We start from the raw sequence: 13,632 nt of genomic DNA, 5'->3' as shown, positions 1-13,632 counted from the left end.
TACCTCGCTTGTGGCCGCCGTTCAGAGTGTCGCCTCCGAGCACTAGTACGGTGGTGCGTATGAGCGCACCGGACCAGGAATACCGTCTGCCCAACGGAGGGCCGAGCATCGCCGCCCTCCCCAAGGTCAGCCTGCACGACCACCTCGATGGCGGGCTTCGGCCCGCGACGATCGTCGAGCTCGCCTCTGAGGCCGGGATCGCCCTGCCGGTCGACGATGCCGCCGGTCTCGAATCGTGGTTCCAGACGCAGTCCGACTCGGGCTCGCTCGTCGAATACCTGAAGACCTTCGACGTCACGCTCGCCGTGATGCAGACGGCCGCCAACCTCCGACGGATCGCGCACGAGTTCGTGCTCGATCTGGCCGCCGACGGCGTCATCCACGGTGAGATCCGCTGGGCGCCCGAGCAGCACCTGCGCGAGGGCCTCACCCTCGACGAGACGGTCGAAGCGGTCCAGGCCGGTATCGACGACGCCATCACCGACCTCGCCGAGCGCGGTCACGAGATCACCATCGGCCAGCTGGTCACCGCAATGCGCCACGCCGACCGGTCGCTCGAGATCGCCGAGCTGGCCCTCCGCCACCGAGAGAACGGCGTGATCGGCTTCGACATCGCCGGCGCCGAGCTCGGCTTCCCGCCGTCGGCCCACCAGGCCGCGTTTGACCTCCTGGCGCGCGAGTTCTTCCCCGTCACGGTCCACGCCGGCGAGGCCGACGGGCTCGACAGCATCAAGAGCGCCCTCTTCGACGGACGCACCCTCCGCCTCGGTCACGGCGTGCGCCTCGCCGAAGACATCAGTGTGCTCGGCCGCGAGAGCGACCACACGACCGTCGGCCTCGGCCCGATCGCCGCCTGGGTGCGCGACCGCGAGATCGCCCTCGAGCTGTCGCCGTCGTCGAACCTCCAGACCGGGGCCATCGCCCAGTGGGGCACCGAGCTCTACGACCACCCGTTCGACCTGCTCTACCAGCTGGGCTTCCGGGTCACGGTTAACGTCGACAACCGCCTGATGAGCGCCACGAGCCTCAGCCGCGAGCTGTCGTTGCTGTCGCAGGCCTTCGACTACGACCTCAGCGACCTCCAGGCGTTCCAGCTCAACGCGGCCGCAGCGTCGTTCCTCTCACTCGAAGATCGCGACGACCTGGCCGACCGCATCGTCGCCGGGTTCGAGCAGGCCTGAGATGGCGCTGCCCCCGCTTCCCGACGAGGCCATCGTGCTCGGGTCGCTCGCGCCCGACTGGCGTTCCGCCGTCGCGGTCGCCGGGGCCGCTCTCACGGCCTCCGGGGCCGCGCGTCCGGGCTACTCCGATGAGATGATCCGCATGATCGACGAGCACGGTCCCTACGTTGTGATCGCCCCCGGCCTCGCCCTCGCGCACGCCCGGCCCGACGATCAGGTGATCAGCGACGGCCTCGCCGTCGTCACCCTGGCCTCGCCGGTCTCGTTCGGGCACCCGCACAACGACCCGGTGCGCGTCATCGTCGGCCTCGCGGTCGAATCGGTCGGCGGCCACCTCGACCTCATCGCCGACATCGCCAACGTCTTCAACGACCAGAGCCGGATCGGCGCCCTCGCCGACGCGACCCGGGCCGACGATGTGCGGGCGATTATGGGTGTTGGTGCGGGGTCTGGTTCTGGTTCGTCTGCGTCTGCGGGCGGTTCTGCTTCGGGCTCCTCTGCGGGCGGTTCTGCTTCGGGCTCCTCTGCGGGTGGTTCTGCTTCGGGTTCGTCGTCTGAGGGTGGCTCGTGAAGATCGTCACGATCTGCGGTGTCGGCATCGGGTCAAGCGGAATCCTCAAGGTCAACGCCGAGCGCGTGCTCGCCAAGCTCGACATCGAGGCCGATGTCGTCGCGGCCGACCTGGCCAGCGTCCAGTCTGTCGCCGACGATGCGCAGGTCATCCTGACATCGGCCGAGTTCGTCGATGCGATCGGGCCGACCTTCGCCGACGTAATCGTGATCGTCAACCACTTCGACCTCACCGAGCTCACCGAGAAGCTGGAGCGCGCTCTGGGCTGAGCCCGGCCGTGTGGGCAGTGCCGCGGGGTGCTCCGTTGCTGGGTGCAGTGCTGCTCTGCGGGGTGCGGCTCTGCGGGGTGCCGTGCCGCGACCTCTCGCCCGGTGAGGTGACGCGAATCGGCCAATATGCCAGCGCCGCGGCGCGCGAGGTTGGCCGATTCACGTCAGGTCGCGGGGTCGCGTGGCAAAGCGACGCGGTTCGGCCAAAGCGACGCGGCGCGCCGCGTCAGTTTGGCCGAACCGCGTCGGGTCGCTGATCCAGGCGACCGCGCCCGCGCCCGCCGCCGTGCCCGCGCCCGCGATCAGCGCAGCAGCTCGCGCACCCCGGCGTCGAGCGCGGCGACCACGGAGTCGGCCGCGGCGCGACGCTCGGCCGCATCACCCGTCGTGCTCCACGCGTCGATGTAGACCTTCAGCTTGGGTTCGGTGCCGCTCGGACGCACGATGACGCGCGACCCGTCGTGTGACTCGTCGCCTGCCAGCCAGAAGCGGAGGATGTCGCCGGGCGGGAACTGCTCGAAACCGTCGGCGAAGTCGTCGAGCCGGTGGACCGGATACCCGCCGATCGTCGTCGGGGGCGCGGCTCGGAGCGCAGAGGTGATGCGGGGGATCTCGGCGAGGTCGCTGACGCGTAACGACACCTGGGACGACGCAAATGCGCCGAAGGTGGCGTCGAAGGCGCCGAGATGCTCCGCGAGACTCGACCCGGAGGCGTGCAGCTCCGTCGCGAGAGCGAGGATGTCGAGTGCCGCCGAGATGCCGTCTTTGTCACGGACCTTGGCTGGATCGACGAGGTAACCGAGGGCCTCTTCGTAACCGTAGATGAGCCCGTCGACGCGCGAGACCCATTTGAAGCCCGTCAGGGTATCGACTGACTCGAGGCCGTATGCGGCGGCGACTGTGCGAAGAGCGGGGGAGGAGACGATCGACGCGGCCAGCGCCCCGGACGAATCACCCGATGCCTTGGCGCGTTCGGCCGCACGCCACCCCAAGATCGCTCCGACCTCGTTGCCGGTGAGACGACGCCAGCCGTCGCCGGACGGGTCGGGGATGGCGACAGCAAGCCGGTCGGCGTCGGGGTCGTTGGCGAGAATCAAGTCGGCCTCGACACGATCGGCGGTGGCGTACGAGAGGTCGAGGGCGCCGGGATCTTCGGGGTTCGGGAAGGCGACCGTGGGGAATGCCGCATCGGGTGCGACCTGCTCGGCGACGGGAATGGGTTCGGGGAAGCCCGCTGTGGCGATCGTGCGGCGAGCCACCTCCCACCCCACGCCGTGCATGGCGGTGTAGACGACTCGAGGCGCCGCAGCAGCCACGGTAAGCGAAGCCGAGCGCCCGGCCACGGCCGCGGTGAGCCTGACGTAGTCGGCGACGATATCGTCGCCCGCGATCGCGTAGTCGTCGGAACGAGGCAGGTCGAGCACGGAGCCGGTGGCTGCCCGCTCGATCGCTGAGGCGATCTCGGCGTCGACGGGGCTGACGATCTGCGAGCCCTGATCCGCGCCGCCGAGGTAGACCTTGTAGCCATTGTCGCGCGGGGGGTTGTGGCTGGCGGTGACCATCACGCCGGCTGAGACGTCGAGGTGGCGCACGGCGAAGGCGAGCACGGGGGTGGGAAGTGCCCGCGGGAGCAGGGTCGCGCGCACGCCGGCGGCGGTCATGATCTCGGCGGTGTCGCGGGCGAAGACGTCGCTGTTGGTGCGGCCGTCGTAGCCGATCACGATGCTGGGGGAGGCAGCAGCGGGATCCGACGCTGCCCGGTCGACGAGGAACGCAGCAAACCCGGCGGCGGCCTGAGCGACGAGCACGCGGTTCATCCGCTTGGAGCCGGCTCCGAGTTCGCCTCGCAGGCCTGCCGTGCCGAACTCGAGCCGGCCATCGAACCTGTCGGCCAGGTCGGCGTGCGCTTCCGCAGCCACTTCGGCGTCGTCGCCGTCGAACCGAGAGAGCAACTCAGACAGCTCGGCGCGCGTCTCGGCGTCGGGGTCTTGTGCCAACCAGGCTGATGCGGTGGCGCGAAGAGTATTCGCGTCGCTCACAGTGCCGCCACCACCCGCGCAAGCAGCTGGCTGATCGCACCCTCGGCGTCTTTGCCGGCCTGGAGTACCTCTTCGTGGGCGAGGGGCGTCTTCTGGATGCCGGCCGCGAGGTTGGTGATCAGCGAGAAGCCGAGGATCTCCATGCCGGCCTGGCGTGCTGCGATGGCCTCGAGGCTCGTGGACATGCCGACGATGTGGCCTCCGATTGCCTTGGCCATCTGCACCTCGGCCGGCGTCTCGTAGTGCGGGCCTCGGAACTGCGTGTACACGCCTTCGTCGAGGCTGGGGTCGACTGAGCGTGCCACGTCTCGGAGTCGCTTCGAGTAGAGATCGGTGAGGTCGATGAACGTGGCACCCTCGAGCGGCGAGTCGGCCGTGAGGTTGATGTGGTCGCTGATGAGCACGGGCTGCCCGGGCTTCCAGGTCTCGCGGATGCCCCCGGCCCCGTTGGTCAGAACCATGATCTTCGCGCCTGTCGCGGCGGCGGTGCGCACGCTGTGGACGACGCGTCGCACGCCGTGGCCTTCGTAGTAGTGCGTGCGCGCTCCGATGATCAGCGCGTGCCGGCCGTCCGCCAGGCGGATGCTGCGCAGCGACCCGGAGTGGCCGACGACGGCCGAGGCGCCGAAACCGGTGATCTCGGTCGCGGGAATCTCGGCCACGGTCTCGCCGATCAGCTCGGCGGCGCGACCCCATCCGCTCCCGAGCGTGAGTGCGATGTCGTGATTTGCCACGCCGGTGGCCTTCGCGATCTCGGCGGCGGCCGTGGCTGCGACCTCGAACGGGTCGGTCGACAGATCGTCGAGGGGGTTCGCGGGGCTGCCGAGTGAGGGGCTGGAGGTCGAAGACATGCGAACAACTCTAGGGGCGACGGAGGGCGGCCGGGGGCACTCTCCACAGGGTGGCGCGAGAGCGCAGGATCCGGGCGGCCTTTGCCGGATCCTGCGTCTTCGTCTCCACAGACAAGGATCCGGCCCCACGCCTGCACAGATCGCCGCCGCCCGCGCCCCGGCCGCTGCCGACCCGCCACCCTCGTGGGATGGACACTGTGCAAGCGACAGTCCGCCGACTTGGCGGCCTCGTTCCGGCCAAGCTGCTACTCGAAGCGGGGGCGAGCCCGCGAGATCTTCAGCAGGCGGTGGCGACTCAGACACTTCTTCGCGTCCGGCGGGGTTTCTACGCCGTACCGGAGACTCCCGCCGCGGCCCTGACTGCGGTTCGGGTCGGAGGTCGGCTGTCGGGGTTGAGTGCCACCGATTCTTACGGGCTCTGGGGTGGCTGGAGCGAGCCCGTTCACGTCAGCGTGCTGCCGAATGCGAGCAGACTCCGTACTGTCTCCGTTCCCTCGGGCCGTCACCCGGGCACCTGCCTGGTCGACGATCGATGGCACCGGCCGGTCCTCCTGCACTGGGACGACGATCATCGCGACGCCGAGCAGTGCTGGCGCGTCGGCCTGCCCCGTGCGGTGGCGCAGGTGATGCGCTGGCATGACACAGAGACGGCGGTCGCATGCCTCGACACGGTGCGCTCGCTTCGTGGTGTCGGCGACGTCGCGTTGAGAAGACTTGCCGACGGGATCCCACGCCTGGAAGCCCTCGTCAGGGCGAGTCGGCCCGGCATGGGATCAGGAGTCGAGTCGATCACACGGCAGAGGCTGACGGCCCAGGGCGTCGAACTCGAGGCGCAGGCCGACATCCCGTTCGTGGGGACCGTCGACTTTCGCGTCGTCGGTACGGCCGTGCTCATTGAAGTGGACGGGTTCGAGTTCCACAGGTCGAAAGCGCAGTTCGACGAGGATCGGCGGCGCGACGCCGTGGCGGTCTCGCGCGGCTGGATCCCGCTGCGGTTCAGCGCCGACCAAGTGCGCGATCGCTGGCAGTGGGTGCAGGGCACCGTGTTGACCACGGTAGCTCGAGGGCGGCTGTGACTGACGGGTCAGCTCACTCCAGACGCCCGAGCCTGAATTCAGGTGCGGGCGAGCGCGGTCGGTGGCCTGAATTCAGGAGTTGAGGATCCTGGCGCCTGCAATCAGGAGCGTCCAAGGGGCCGACTCCTGCGTAATACGCTCAGCCCGTCCCCACTCCTGAGTCGGGAGACGACGCACCTGAATTCAGGAGTGAGCCGAGTGAGTTCAGGAAAGACGACACGTCATGCGGCAGGCAGGCAAAGCACGCAAAAGACAGCGCTGACACGCACGCACACCGCACGCCGGACGCGCGCACGCCGCACCCGCGAAAGGAGCCAAGCAGGCAGGGAGCCAAGCAGGCGGCGCGCCCAGCTAGTCGCCGATCGACAGCAGCACGTGACCCGCCGACACGGTGGTGCCGACGGCCGCATCGATGCCCGTGATGACGCCATCGCGGTGGGCCGCGACGGGCTGCTCCATCTTCATGGCCTCGAGCACGAGCACGAGGTCGCCCTTGACGACGGCCTGGCCCTCGGTCACTGCGAGCTTCACGACGGTGGCCTGCATCGGAGCAACGACGGCGTTGCCGGTAGCAGCCGAGCCGGCGTTGCGGCCAGCACTGCGACCCGAGCGCGATCCACGCGGGGCCGGAGCGGAGGCGCCGGCGCCGCCGGTACCGGAGCGCGAGCCGAGAGTCGCCGGGAGCGTCACCTCGATGCGCTTGCCGCCGACCTCGACCACGACGGTGGAGCGGGCCGCGGCGACGGAGGGCGCGGAGGCCTCACCCGACCACGGCTCGATGGTGTTGTCGAATTCGGTTTCGATCCAGCGGGTGTAGATCGAGAACGGGGTGCCGGGCTCGGGCGCGAACGCGGGGTCGTCGACGATCACGCGGTGGAACGGCAGAACGGTGGGGAGACCGGCGACCTCGAACTCGGCGAGAGCGCGGCGCGAGCGCTCGAGGGCGTCTTCGCGCGACGAACCCGTCACGATGAGCTTGGCGAGCAGCGAGTCGAACGATCCGGAGATCTCATCGCCCGCCTGCACGCCGGAGTCGACGCGAACGCCGGGGCCGCTCGGTGCCTTGAAGACGTGCACCGGGCCGGGTGCGGGCATGAAGCCGCGACCGGCGTCTTCGCCGTTGATGCGGAATTCGAAGGAGTGGCCGCGCGGCTCGGGGTCGGCGTAGTCGAGCGTGCCGCCCTCGGCGAGACGGAACTGCTCGCGCACCAGGTCGATGCCGGTGACCTCCTCCGAGACGGGGTGCTCGACCTGGAGGCGCGTGTTGACCTCGAGGAACGAGACGGTGCCGTCTTGGCCGATCAGGAACTCGCAGGTACCGGCGCCGACGTACCCGACCTCGCGCAGGATCGCCTTCGAGGCGGTGTAGAGCGCGGTGAGCTGGTCGGGGGAGAGGAACGGGGCGGGTGCCTCTTCGACCAGCTTCTGGTGACGACGCTGGAGTGAGCAGTCGCGGGTCGAGACGACGACGACGTTGCCCTCGGCATCGGCGAGGCACTGGGTCTCGACGTGGCGGGGCTTGTCGAGGTACTTCTCGACGAAACACTCGCCGCGACCGAACGCGGCTATGGCCTCGCGCACGGCCGAGTCGTACAGCTCGGGGATCTCTTCGCGGGTGCGAGCGACCTTGAGGCCGCGACCGCCGCCGCCGAAAGCCGCCTTAATCGCGACGGGAAGGCCGTGGGTGTCGACGAAGTCGAGCACCTCGTCGGAGCCGGTGACGGGGTTGAGCGTGCCGGGGGCGAGCGGCGCTCCGACCTTCTCGGCGATGTGACGCGCCGAGACCTTGTCGCCGAGCTTCTCGATCGCGTCGGGCGACGGGCCGATCCACACGAGGCCGGCGTCGAGGACGGCTCGGGCGAAGTCGGCGTTCTCGGCCAGGAACCCGTAGCCCGGGTGGACGGCGTCGGCCCCCGAGCGGCGGGCGATCGACAGGATCTTGTCGATGACCAGGTACGTGTCGGCACTCGTGGTGCCGTCGAGCGAGTAGGCCTCGTCGGCGAGGCGGGCGTGGAGGGCGTCTCGGTCTTGGTCGGCGTAGACCGCGACGGACGCGATGGAGCTGTCTCGCGCGGCGCGGATGACCCGGACTGCGATCTCTCCACGGTTGGCAATGAGCACCTTGGTAATTCGCGGCATAAATCCCAAGCCTACGGCCCCGGGAGGTCGCTCCTTTGGTCGCCCCGCACAAAAAGCCCGATTGCGGACGGGCCGGATCCTACAATTTTGTGACGACCGGAGACCTCAGGATCCGGCGGAGGCGCCGCTCAGGCCACCCTGGACGGCGTTCCACAGCTCGGGCCACTCGATGCCGAAGTGGTCGCGGAGGAGCTTTCGCAGCACCGGGATCGACAGGCCGACGACCGCGCTCGGCGTGCCCTCGATGTCGGTGATGAACGCCGAGGCCAGGCCGTCGATCGTGAATGCGCCGGCGACCTCGAGCGGCTCTCCGGACGCGATGTAGTGGGCGATCTCGGAGTCGGAGAGGTCGTCGGCGAAGGTGAGGTGGGCCGCTGCGGCGGCGGAGTGGCCGGCGTGCGGGCGCCCGCCGCGGTGGTCGATGAGGTGATGCCCGGAATGGAGAGTGCCCCGGCCGACGCGGGCCATCTGGCGCCAGCGGTCGGTTGCGACGAGAGGGTCGTGCGGCTTGCCGTAGACGGCGCCCTCGATCTCGAACGCCGAGTCGCCGCCGAGGATGAATCCGTCGATATCGGCGCCGTCGACCTGCGCCCCGATCACCGCCTCCGCTTTCGCGCGGGCCAGGAGTGAGACCGTCTCGACGGCGGTCAGCGGCCGGCCGAGGGTGGCCTCCTCGTGCGCCACCGCCTCGTCTTCGTCGACGCCGGGCGAGATGAGGAGGGGTTCGATTCCGGCAGCCCGCAGCAGGGCAAGGCGGGCGGGCGAGGTGCTGGCGAGATAGAGGCGCACGGGCATGCGTCAAGAGTGTCAGACCGATACGCCAGACTTGCTCCATGGGTGAAATGCTTGGAAAAGACGTCGAGCTCGACGTGACCGGAATCGCACACGGCGGAATCTCCGTCGCGCGCCTCGACGGTCGGGTCGTCTTCGTGACCGATGCGATCCCGGGCGAGCGGGTGCGCGCGCGCATCACCGAAGACCGCAAGAAGTCGTTCTGGCGAGCCGACACCGTCGAGGTGCTCGACGCTTCGCCGCACCGCCAGGAGCACGTCTGGGGCGCCGCCTCGGTCGATCGCGACCCATCGCAGCGTGCCGGCGGGGCCGAGTTCGGGCACATCGCCCTCGCCCACCAGCGCGAACTGAAGCGTCAGGTGCTGACCGACGCACTCTCGCGCATGGCGGGCATCGACTCCGACGTCGTCGTCGAGGGCGTTCCGGGCGACGACGAGGTCGGCGGAACCCGCTGGCGCACCCGCGTGCGGCTCCACGTCGACGAGTCCGGCCGCCCGGGGCCTTACGCGCAGCGCTCCCACACCGTCATCGCCGTCGACGATCTGCCGCTCGCCACCGCGGCCGTCGAAGAGGCCGCGCCCCTCGAGCAGCGCTTCGTGGGGGAGGAGCACGTCGACGTGCTCTCGCCGAGCGAGGGCGGGGCCCGTCTGATCATCGGCAAGCAGGCGCGCACCACCGTGGTGGAGCGCGTCGGCGAGCGCGAGTTCCGGCTCGACGACGGGGGGTTCTGGCAGGTGCACCACGGGGCCGCCCAGACCCTTACCGCGGCGGTACAAGATCTGATCGACCCGGCCCTGATGGATCCTCGGGCGATGAACCTCGACCTCTACGGCGGAGTCGGCCTTCTCGCCGCGGCGGTCGGCGATCGATTCGGCCAGGCTCTTCGCATCACCAGCGTCGAGAGCGACTCGCGAGCCACCGACCACGCGGCCGAAAATCTGCAGGAGTGGATCGGTGCATCGGCCGTCACCGGTCGGGTGGAGCGCTGGATCCGAGAGCTCACCTCGACCGCGAACCAGGGCGACCGCGAGCGGTTGCGTCAGGCGACCGTCGTGCTCGACCCGCCCCGATCGGGGGCTGGGAAGGATGTCGTGGGCCGGATAACCTCAGCGAGTCCCGCTCAGGTCGTCTACGTCGCCTGTGACCCCGTCGCCCTGGCGCGAGACATCGCCCTCTTCCAGGAGGGTGGTTACCACCTCGACGGCATTCGTGCCTTCGACCTGTTCCCCCACACGCACCACCTTGAAACCGTGGTGCGCCTGACCCGGTGAGCGACACCCATCCCGATAGAATCCGAGTGTGACGCTCGGTATCAGGGACCGAGCGCCCATCGAACGAAGGATTCTCGTGCCCGAAATCTTGCCCGAACCGACTGCATCCGGTACTCCGAAAACCACGGCCCCGGTGCGCGTCGCCATCGTCGACGACCACGAGTCGGTGCGGCTGGGTATCCAGGCGGCCTGCCAGAACGAGGGCTTCGACGTCATCCTCACCGCTGCGGGCGTGCAGGAGTTCGTCGACAACCTCGCGGGCCGCGAGGTCGACGTCGTGGTGCTCGACCTGTCGCTCGGCGACGGCTCGACCGTGACCGAGAACGTCAAGCGCGTGCAGGCCACCGGCTCCGCCGTCCTCGTGCACAGCATCGCCGACCGTGTCGCGTCCGTCCGCGAGGCGCTCGCCGCCGGGGCAGCCGGCGTCATTCCGAAGTCGTCCGCGACGAAGACCGTGATGGCCGCGGTCGCGACCGTCGCTCGCGGTGACGTGTTGAACAACCTCGAGTGGGCCAGCGCAATCGACGCCGACCGCGACTTCGCCAAGGCCCAGCTCGGGCGACGCGAACGCGAGATCCTCCACCTGTACGCGTCGGGTCTGCCGCTCAAGCTCGCCGCTCAGCAGCTCGGCATCGGCTACTCGACCGCCCGTGAATACCTCGACCGGATCCGTGTGAAGTACGTCGAGGTCGGGCGCCCCGCGCCGACCAAGGTCGACCTGCTTCGCCGCGCGGTCGAGGACGGCATTTTGCCCGGCCTCGATGCGGATGGCGGAGATGGCCGCTGACGGAGCCTCCTCCGCACCGACCTTCCGGCCGAGGTCGACCCGCAACCCGATCAGCGGTCCGCTGCTCGACAAGATCTTCGCGCGCCTCCTCGCCGCTCTCGGCCTCGTCTACGGGGCCCTCGCAATTCCCTACCTGCTCGATCAGCAGTCGAGTATGCAGCCCGCTTGGGCATGGATCATCTCGATCGCCCTCCTCGGTGGAATCGTCGCCGTCGGCATCACCAGCGTCTCGATGCGGGGCCTCGAGACAGCCGCCGCGTTCCTGGCCATCTCGTTTCTGGTCGCGCTGCTGACCTGGCCGCTGGCGGTCGACGATCCGGCTCGGGTGCTCGACGAGTCGCCGTGGCTGTATTACCTCATCACGGTCGCGACGGCGGCTGCCGCCATCGCGTTCACCCCCTGGGTGGCGACGGTCTATCTGCTGCTCACACCGCTCGTCTACGGGCTGGTCGAGCTCACGCCGTCGGGCGGGGGCCTCAAGCCGTTCTGGGCAGCCATCGATTCGATCTACTCGATCATTCTCGGCGGCGCCGTGCTCATTCTCATCACGCTCCTGCGGCAGGCCTCCGTCTCGGTCGACCGGGCGCAGAACATGGCCGTCAGCCGCTACTCAGGAGCCATTCGCGAGCACGCGATCGAGCTGGAGCGCGTCCAGGTCGACGCGATCGTGCACGACAGCGTGCTCACGACCTTTATCTCGGCGGCACGGTCGTTCTCGCCCGATGAGAAAGCCCTGGCCACGACGATGGCTCGCAACGCCATGTCGCACCTCACGACGGCCGCGAGCGTGACACCCTTCGACGAGTCGTCCACGAGCCTCACCTCGATGCGGGAGCGCCTCGAAGTGCTCGTCTCGAACCTTGGGGCCGAGGTCGAGGTCCGGTCGAAGGCGCTCGACGACCACGCCATTCCGGCGGCGGCCGCCGAGGCCATGTACTCGGCGGCGGTCCAGGCGGTGGTCAACAGCGTGCAGCACGCGGGCACGGTCGGCGTCTCTCGGTGGGTCTCCCTGCTCTGGACCGCCGAGCGCGTCTGCGTCGAGGTCGGCGACACCGGGTCGGGCTTCAACCCCGCCGCGGTTCCCGGTGAGCGTCTCGGGGTGCGCGTCTCGATCACCGAGCGTTTGGCGAACGCCGGCGGCTCGGCCGTTATTCAGACTGCCGCGGGCGAAGGAACGATCATTCGCCTTTCCTGGCCCCGCTCCGACGATTCCGAGCAGTCGGCCGCTTCGCCCTCCGCACCCGCACCACTCAGCCCCGAGGAGCCCTCGTGAACGTCAAACTGCCCCGCTGGCTCCCCATCGGCCTCGCTGCCGTCTTCTCCGTCTATCACCTCCTTCTGGCGACGGTCTCGCTCGGTATTCCGAGAAACGCCGCGCCCGTCATCGTCTGCATGGCCCTCTACGCCGTCGCCACGGCGCTCGCGCTCATTCCGGTCAAGAAGCAGGGGCTCACGATGCCCGTGTGGATGGCCAGCATCTGCCTCGCCGTCGCGGTGATCGTGCCCCTGGTCGTCGCTTCGCAACTCGATCCGAACCACCCGGGCGGCACCGGCTATGCCACCTGGTACGTGGCTGCGGTGGGCACGCTCATGGTGATCGTCTCTACCCGGCGCCGGCACGGTTTCGCCTGGGCGGGAGTCGCTTTCCTTGCGGTTCACACTGTCGTGTGGAGCGGCAACCTCTCCGATCTCGCCGCATTCGGCGTCGTCGGCAGTGTCAGCTGGGTGGGCATCTCGCACGCGCTGCAGGCCACCCTCGCTCGTGCGGGTCGCGACACCCGCGAGTTCATCCGCGCCGAGCAGGAGGCCGCCGACTGGCAGGCCGCTCAAGAGGCTCACGTCAACGAGCGACAGTTCCGCCTCCTGCAGACCGGCCGGACCGCCAGGCCCATGCTCCAGCGCATCGTGGCCACCGGCGGCGACCTGACGCCCGAGGAACGCCAGGAGTGCCTCAACCTCGAGGGCGCCATCCGCGACGAGATCCGCGGGCGCAGGCTCCTCTCCGACGATGTCCGCCACGAGGTCATGGCGGCCCGGCGCCGAGGCACGATCGTCAGCCTGCTCGATGAGGGCGGCATCGACGACGTCGAAGACGATGAGCTGGCGCGCGTGCATGCGGAGCTCGCGTCGGCGATTCGAGACGCGGCGGCCGACCGCCTCATCATCCGCACCGTGGCTCCGGGGAGCGAGTACGCGGTCACGGTGGTCGGGCTGAGCTCCGAAGACCTCGAATCGAGCGCTCTCGGCTCCTCGAACGCCGGCGATGACGACGAAGACGATGACGACGAAGACGAAGTGAGCCTGTGGCTGCAGATCCGCCGGTCTTCGGTCGAGGTGGAGCGCGCCGACGCGTAGAAGGCTGACGCAGCGAGAGCGGCCGAGACTGCAGCGGAAAAGCAGAAGGGCCGGATACCCAGTCCGGCCCTTCCTGTATTCCCGAATTCAGAGCGACAACCCGAATGACGCCCTGACTCGCCCCCGAACAAAGATCGGCCCGCTTACCCTAGTGAGCCGATGTCCGGTGGTGTCTCTCAAAGGAGACACTCTGGCACTAGTAATACTGCGCCCTGCGTCTCCTGAGCAAAAGTCGTCATTTAGGGGGACAGCAGGCGGGCCGTCGACGGGCTAAACACACCGACATGCCCCCCATTCGGGG

The 13,632-nt window shown here is 69.1% G+C and carries 12 protein-coding genes; 8 read left to right on the top strand and 4 right to left on the bottom strand.

From position 1 onward, the window contains the following. Positions 1-59 precede the first annotated feature (59 nt). From ASF54_RS05040 to ASF54_RS05030, 3 genes are read left to right on the top strand one after another with little or no spacing between them, the layout of a single operon-like run. Positions 60-1,181 (top strand): adenosine deaminase, encoded by a 1,122-nt coding sequence (locus ASF54_RS05040; protein ID WP_055959475.1) that lies wholly within the window; start codon positions 60-62, stop codon positions 1,179-1,181. 1 nt (position 1,182) lies between these two features. After that, the gene (locus ASF54_RS05035; RefSeq protein ID WP_084815953.1) at positions 1,183-1,752 is read left to right on the top strand and encodes a PTS sugar transporter subunit IIA; all 570 of its coding nucleotides are present in this window, start codon (positions 1,183-1,185) and stop codon (positions 1,750-1,752) included. Continuing rightward, a complete protein-coding gene (locus tag ASF54_RS05030; protein ID WP_055959473.1) occupies positions 1,749-2,021 on the top strand; it encodes a PTS sugar transporter subunit IIB in 273 nt (90 codons plus the stop codon). The genes ASF54_RS05035 and ASF54_RS05030 overlap by 4 nt, the downstream gene beginning before the upstream one ends. A gap of 302 nt (positions 2,022-2,323) precedes the next feature. Here the strand turns inward: ASF54_RS05030 and ASF54_RS05025 are convergent, their stop codons facing one another. Further along, positions 2,324-4,060, bottom strand: coding sequence for a phospho-sugar mutase (locus ASF54_RS05025; protein WP_055959471.1), 1,737 nt, complete (start codon positions 4,058-4,060; stop codon positions 2,324-2,326). Next, positions 4,057-4,911: a purine-nucleoside phosphorylase gene (locus ASF54_RS05020; protein ID WP_055959470.1), complete on the bottom strand. Its 855-nt coding sequence runs from the start codon at positions 4,909-4,911 to the stop codon at positions 4,057-4,059. The genes ASF54_RS05025 and ASF54_RS05020 overlap by 4 nt, the downstream gene beginning before the upstream one ends. Positions 4,912-5,099: 188 nt before the next feature. On the opposite strand from ASF54_RS05020, the gene ASF54_RS05015 reads away from it, so the two are divergent. Continuing rightward, a complete protein-coding gene (locus ASF54_RS05015) occupies positions 5,100-5,987 on the top strand; it encodes an endonuclease domain-containing protein (RefSeq protein ID WP_055959468.1) in 888 nt (295 codons plus the stop codon). A 351-nt stretch (positions 5,988-6,338) separates the two neighbouring features. Here the strand turns inward: ASF54_RS05015 and ASF54_RS05010 are convergent, their stop codons facing one another. Both ASF54_RS05010 and ASF54_RS05005 read right to left on the bottom strand, forming a co-directional pair. Then, positions 6,339-8,126 (bottom strand): acetyl/propionyl/methylcrotonyl-CoA carboxylase subunit alpha, encoded by a 1,788-nt coding sequence (locus ASF54_RS05010; RefSeq protein ID WP_055959466.1) that lies wholly within the window; start codon positions 8,124-8,126, stop codon positions 6,339-6,341. Between the two features lie 105 nt (positions 8,127-8,231). After that, positions 8,232-8,921 carry a Maf family protein gene (locus ASF54_RS05005; protein ID WP_055959463.1) on the bottom strand — a complete coding sequence of 230 codons (690 nt, stop codon included), beginning with the start codon at positions 8,919-8,921 and terminating at the stop codon, positions 8,232-8,234. A 38-nt stretch (positions 8,922-8,959) separates the two neighbouring features. Here ASF54_RS05005 and ASF54_RS05000 point away from each other — a divergent pair, with 38 nt between their 5' ends. The 4 genes from ASF54_RS05000 (at position 8,960) to ASF54_RS04985 (ending at position 13,331) form a co-directional block, all read left to right on the top strand. Next, complete coding sequence (locus ASF54_RS05000) at positions 8,960-10,189, top strand: class I SAM-dependent RNA methyltransferase (RefSeq protein ID WP_055959461.1); 1,230 nt, start codon at positions 8,960-8,962, stop codon at positions 10,187-10,189. Between the two features lie 85 nt (positions 10,190-10,274). Further along, on the top strand, positions 10,275-10,976 hold the full coding sequence (locus ASF54_RS04995) for a response regulator transcription factor (protein WP_055962098.1): 702 nt from the start codon (positions 10,275-10,277) through the stop codon (positions 10,974-10,976). Beyond that, positions 10,966-12,249 (top strand): sensor histidine kinase, encoded by a 1,284-nt coding sequence (locus ASF54_RS04990; RefSeq protein WP_157510029.1) that lies wholly within the window; start codon positions 10,966-10,968, stop codon positions 12,247-12,249. Before ASF54_RS04995 ends, ASF54_RS04990 begins: the two co-directional genes overlap by 11 nt. Next, positions 12,246-13,331 carry a hypothetical protein gene (locus ASF54_RS04985; RefSeq protein ID WP_055959457.1) on the top strand — a complete coding sequence of 362 codons (1,086 nt, stop codon included), beginning with the start codon at positions 12,246-12,248 and terminating at the stop codon, positions 13,329-13,331. The genes ASF54_RS04990 and ASF54_RS04985 overlap by 4 nt, the downstream gene beginning before the upstream one ends. The last annotated feature ends 301 nt before the right edge of the window (positions 13,332-13,632 follow it).

The organism is Frondihabitans sp. Leaf304 (assembly GCF_001423105.1).
GTDB lineage: Bacteria > Actinomycetota > Actinomycetes > Actinomycetales > Microbacteriaceae > Frondihabitans.
Note: the sequence above shows the minus strand (reverse complement) of the source record. Positions and strands in the feature narration are given on the sequence as shown.

What these genes read in the sequence shown, in the direction of transcription:
- ASF54_RS05000 (WP_055959461.1), top strand. Translation starts at nt 8,960, where the DNA reads ATGGGTGAAATGCTTGGAAAAGACGTCGAGCTCGACGTGACCGGAATC.
- ASF54_RS05040 (WP_055959475.1), top strand. Translation starts at nt 60, where the DNA reads ATGAGCGCACCGGACCAGGAATACCGTCTGCCCAACGGAGGGCCGAGC.
- ASF54_RS05010 (WP_055959466.1), bottom strand. Translation starts at nt 8,126, where the DNA reads ATGCCGCGAATTACCAAGGTGCTCATTGCCAACCGTGGAGAGATCGCA.
- ASF54_RS05015 (WP_055959468.1), top strand. Translation starts at nt 5,100, where the DNA reads ATGGACACTGTGCAAGCGACAGTCCGCCGACTTGGCGGCCTCGTTCCG.
- ASF54_RS05020 (WP_055959470.1), bottom strand. Translation starts at nt 4,911, where the DNA reads ATGTCTTCGACCTCCAGCCCCTCACTCGGCAGCCCCGCGAACCCCCTC.
- ASF54_RS05005 (WP_055959463.1), bottom strand. Translation starts at nt 8,921, where the DNA reads ATGCCCGTGCGCCTCTATCTCGCCAGCACCTCGCCCGCCCGCCTTGCC.
- ASF54_RS04990 (WP_157510029.1), top strand. Translation starts at nt 10,966, where the DNA reads ATGGCCGCTGACGGAGCCTCCTCCGCACCGACCTTCCGGCCGAGGTCG.
- ASF54_RS05035 (WP_084815953.1), top strand. Translation starts at nt 1,183, where the DNA reads ATGGCGCTGCCCCCGCTTCCCGACGAGGCCATCGTGCTCGGGTCGCTC.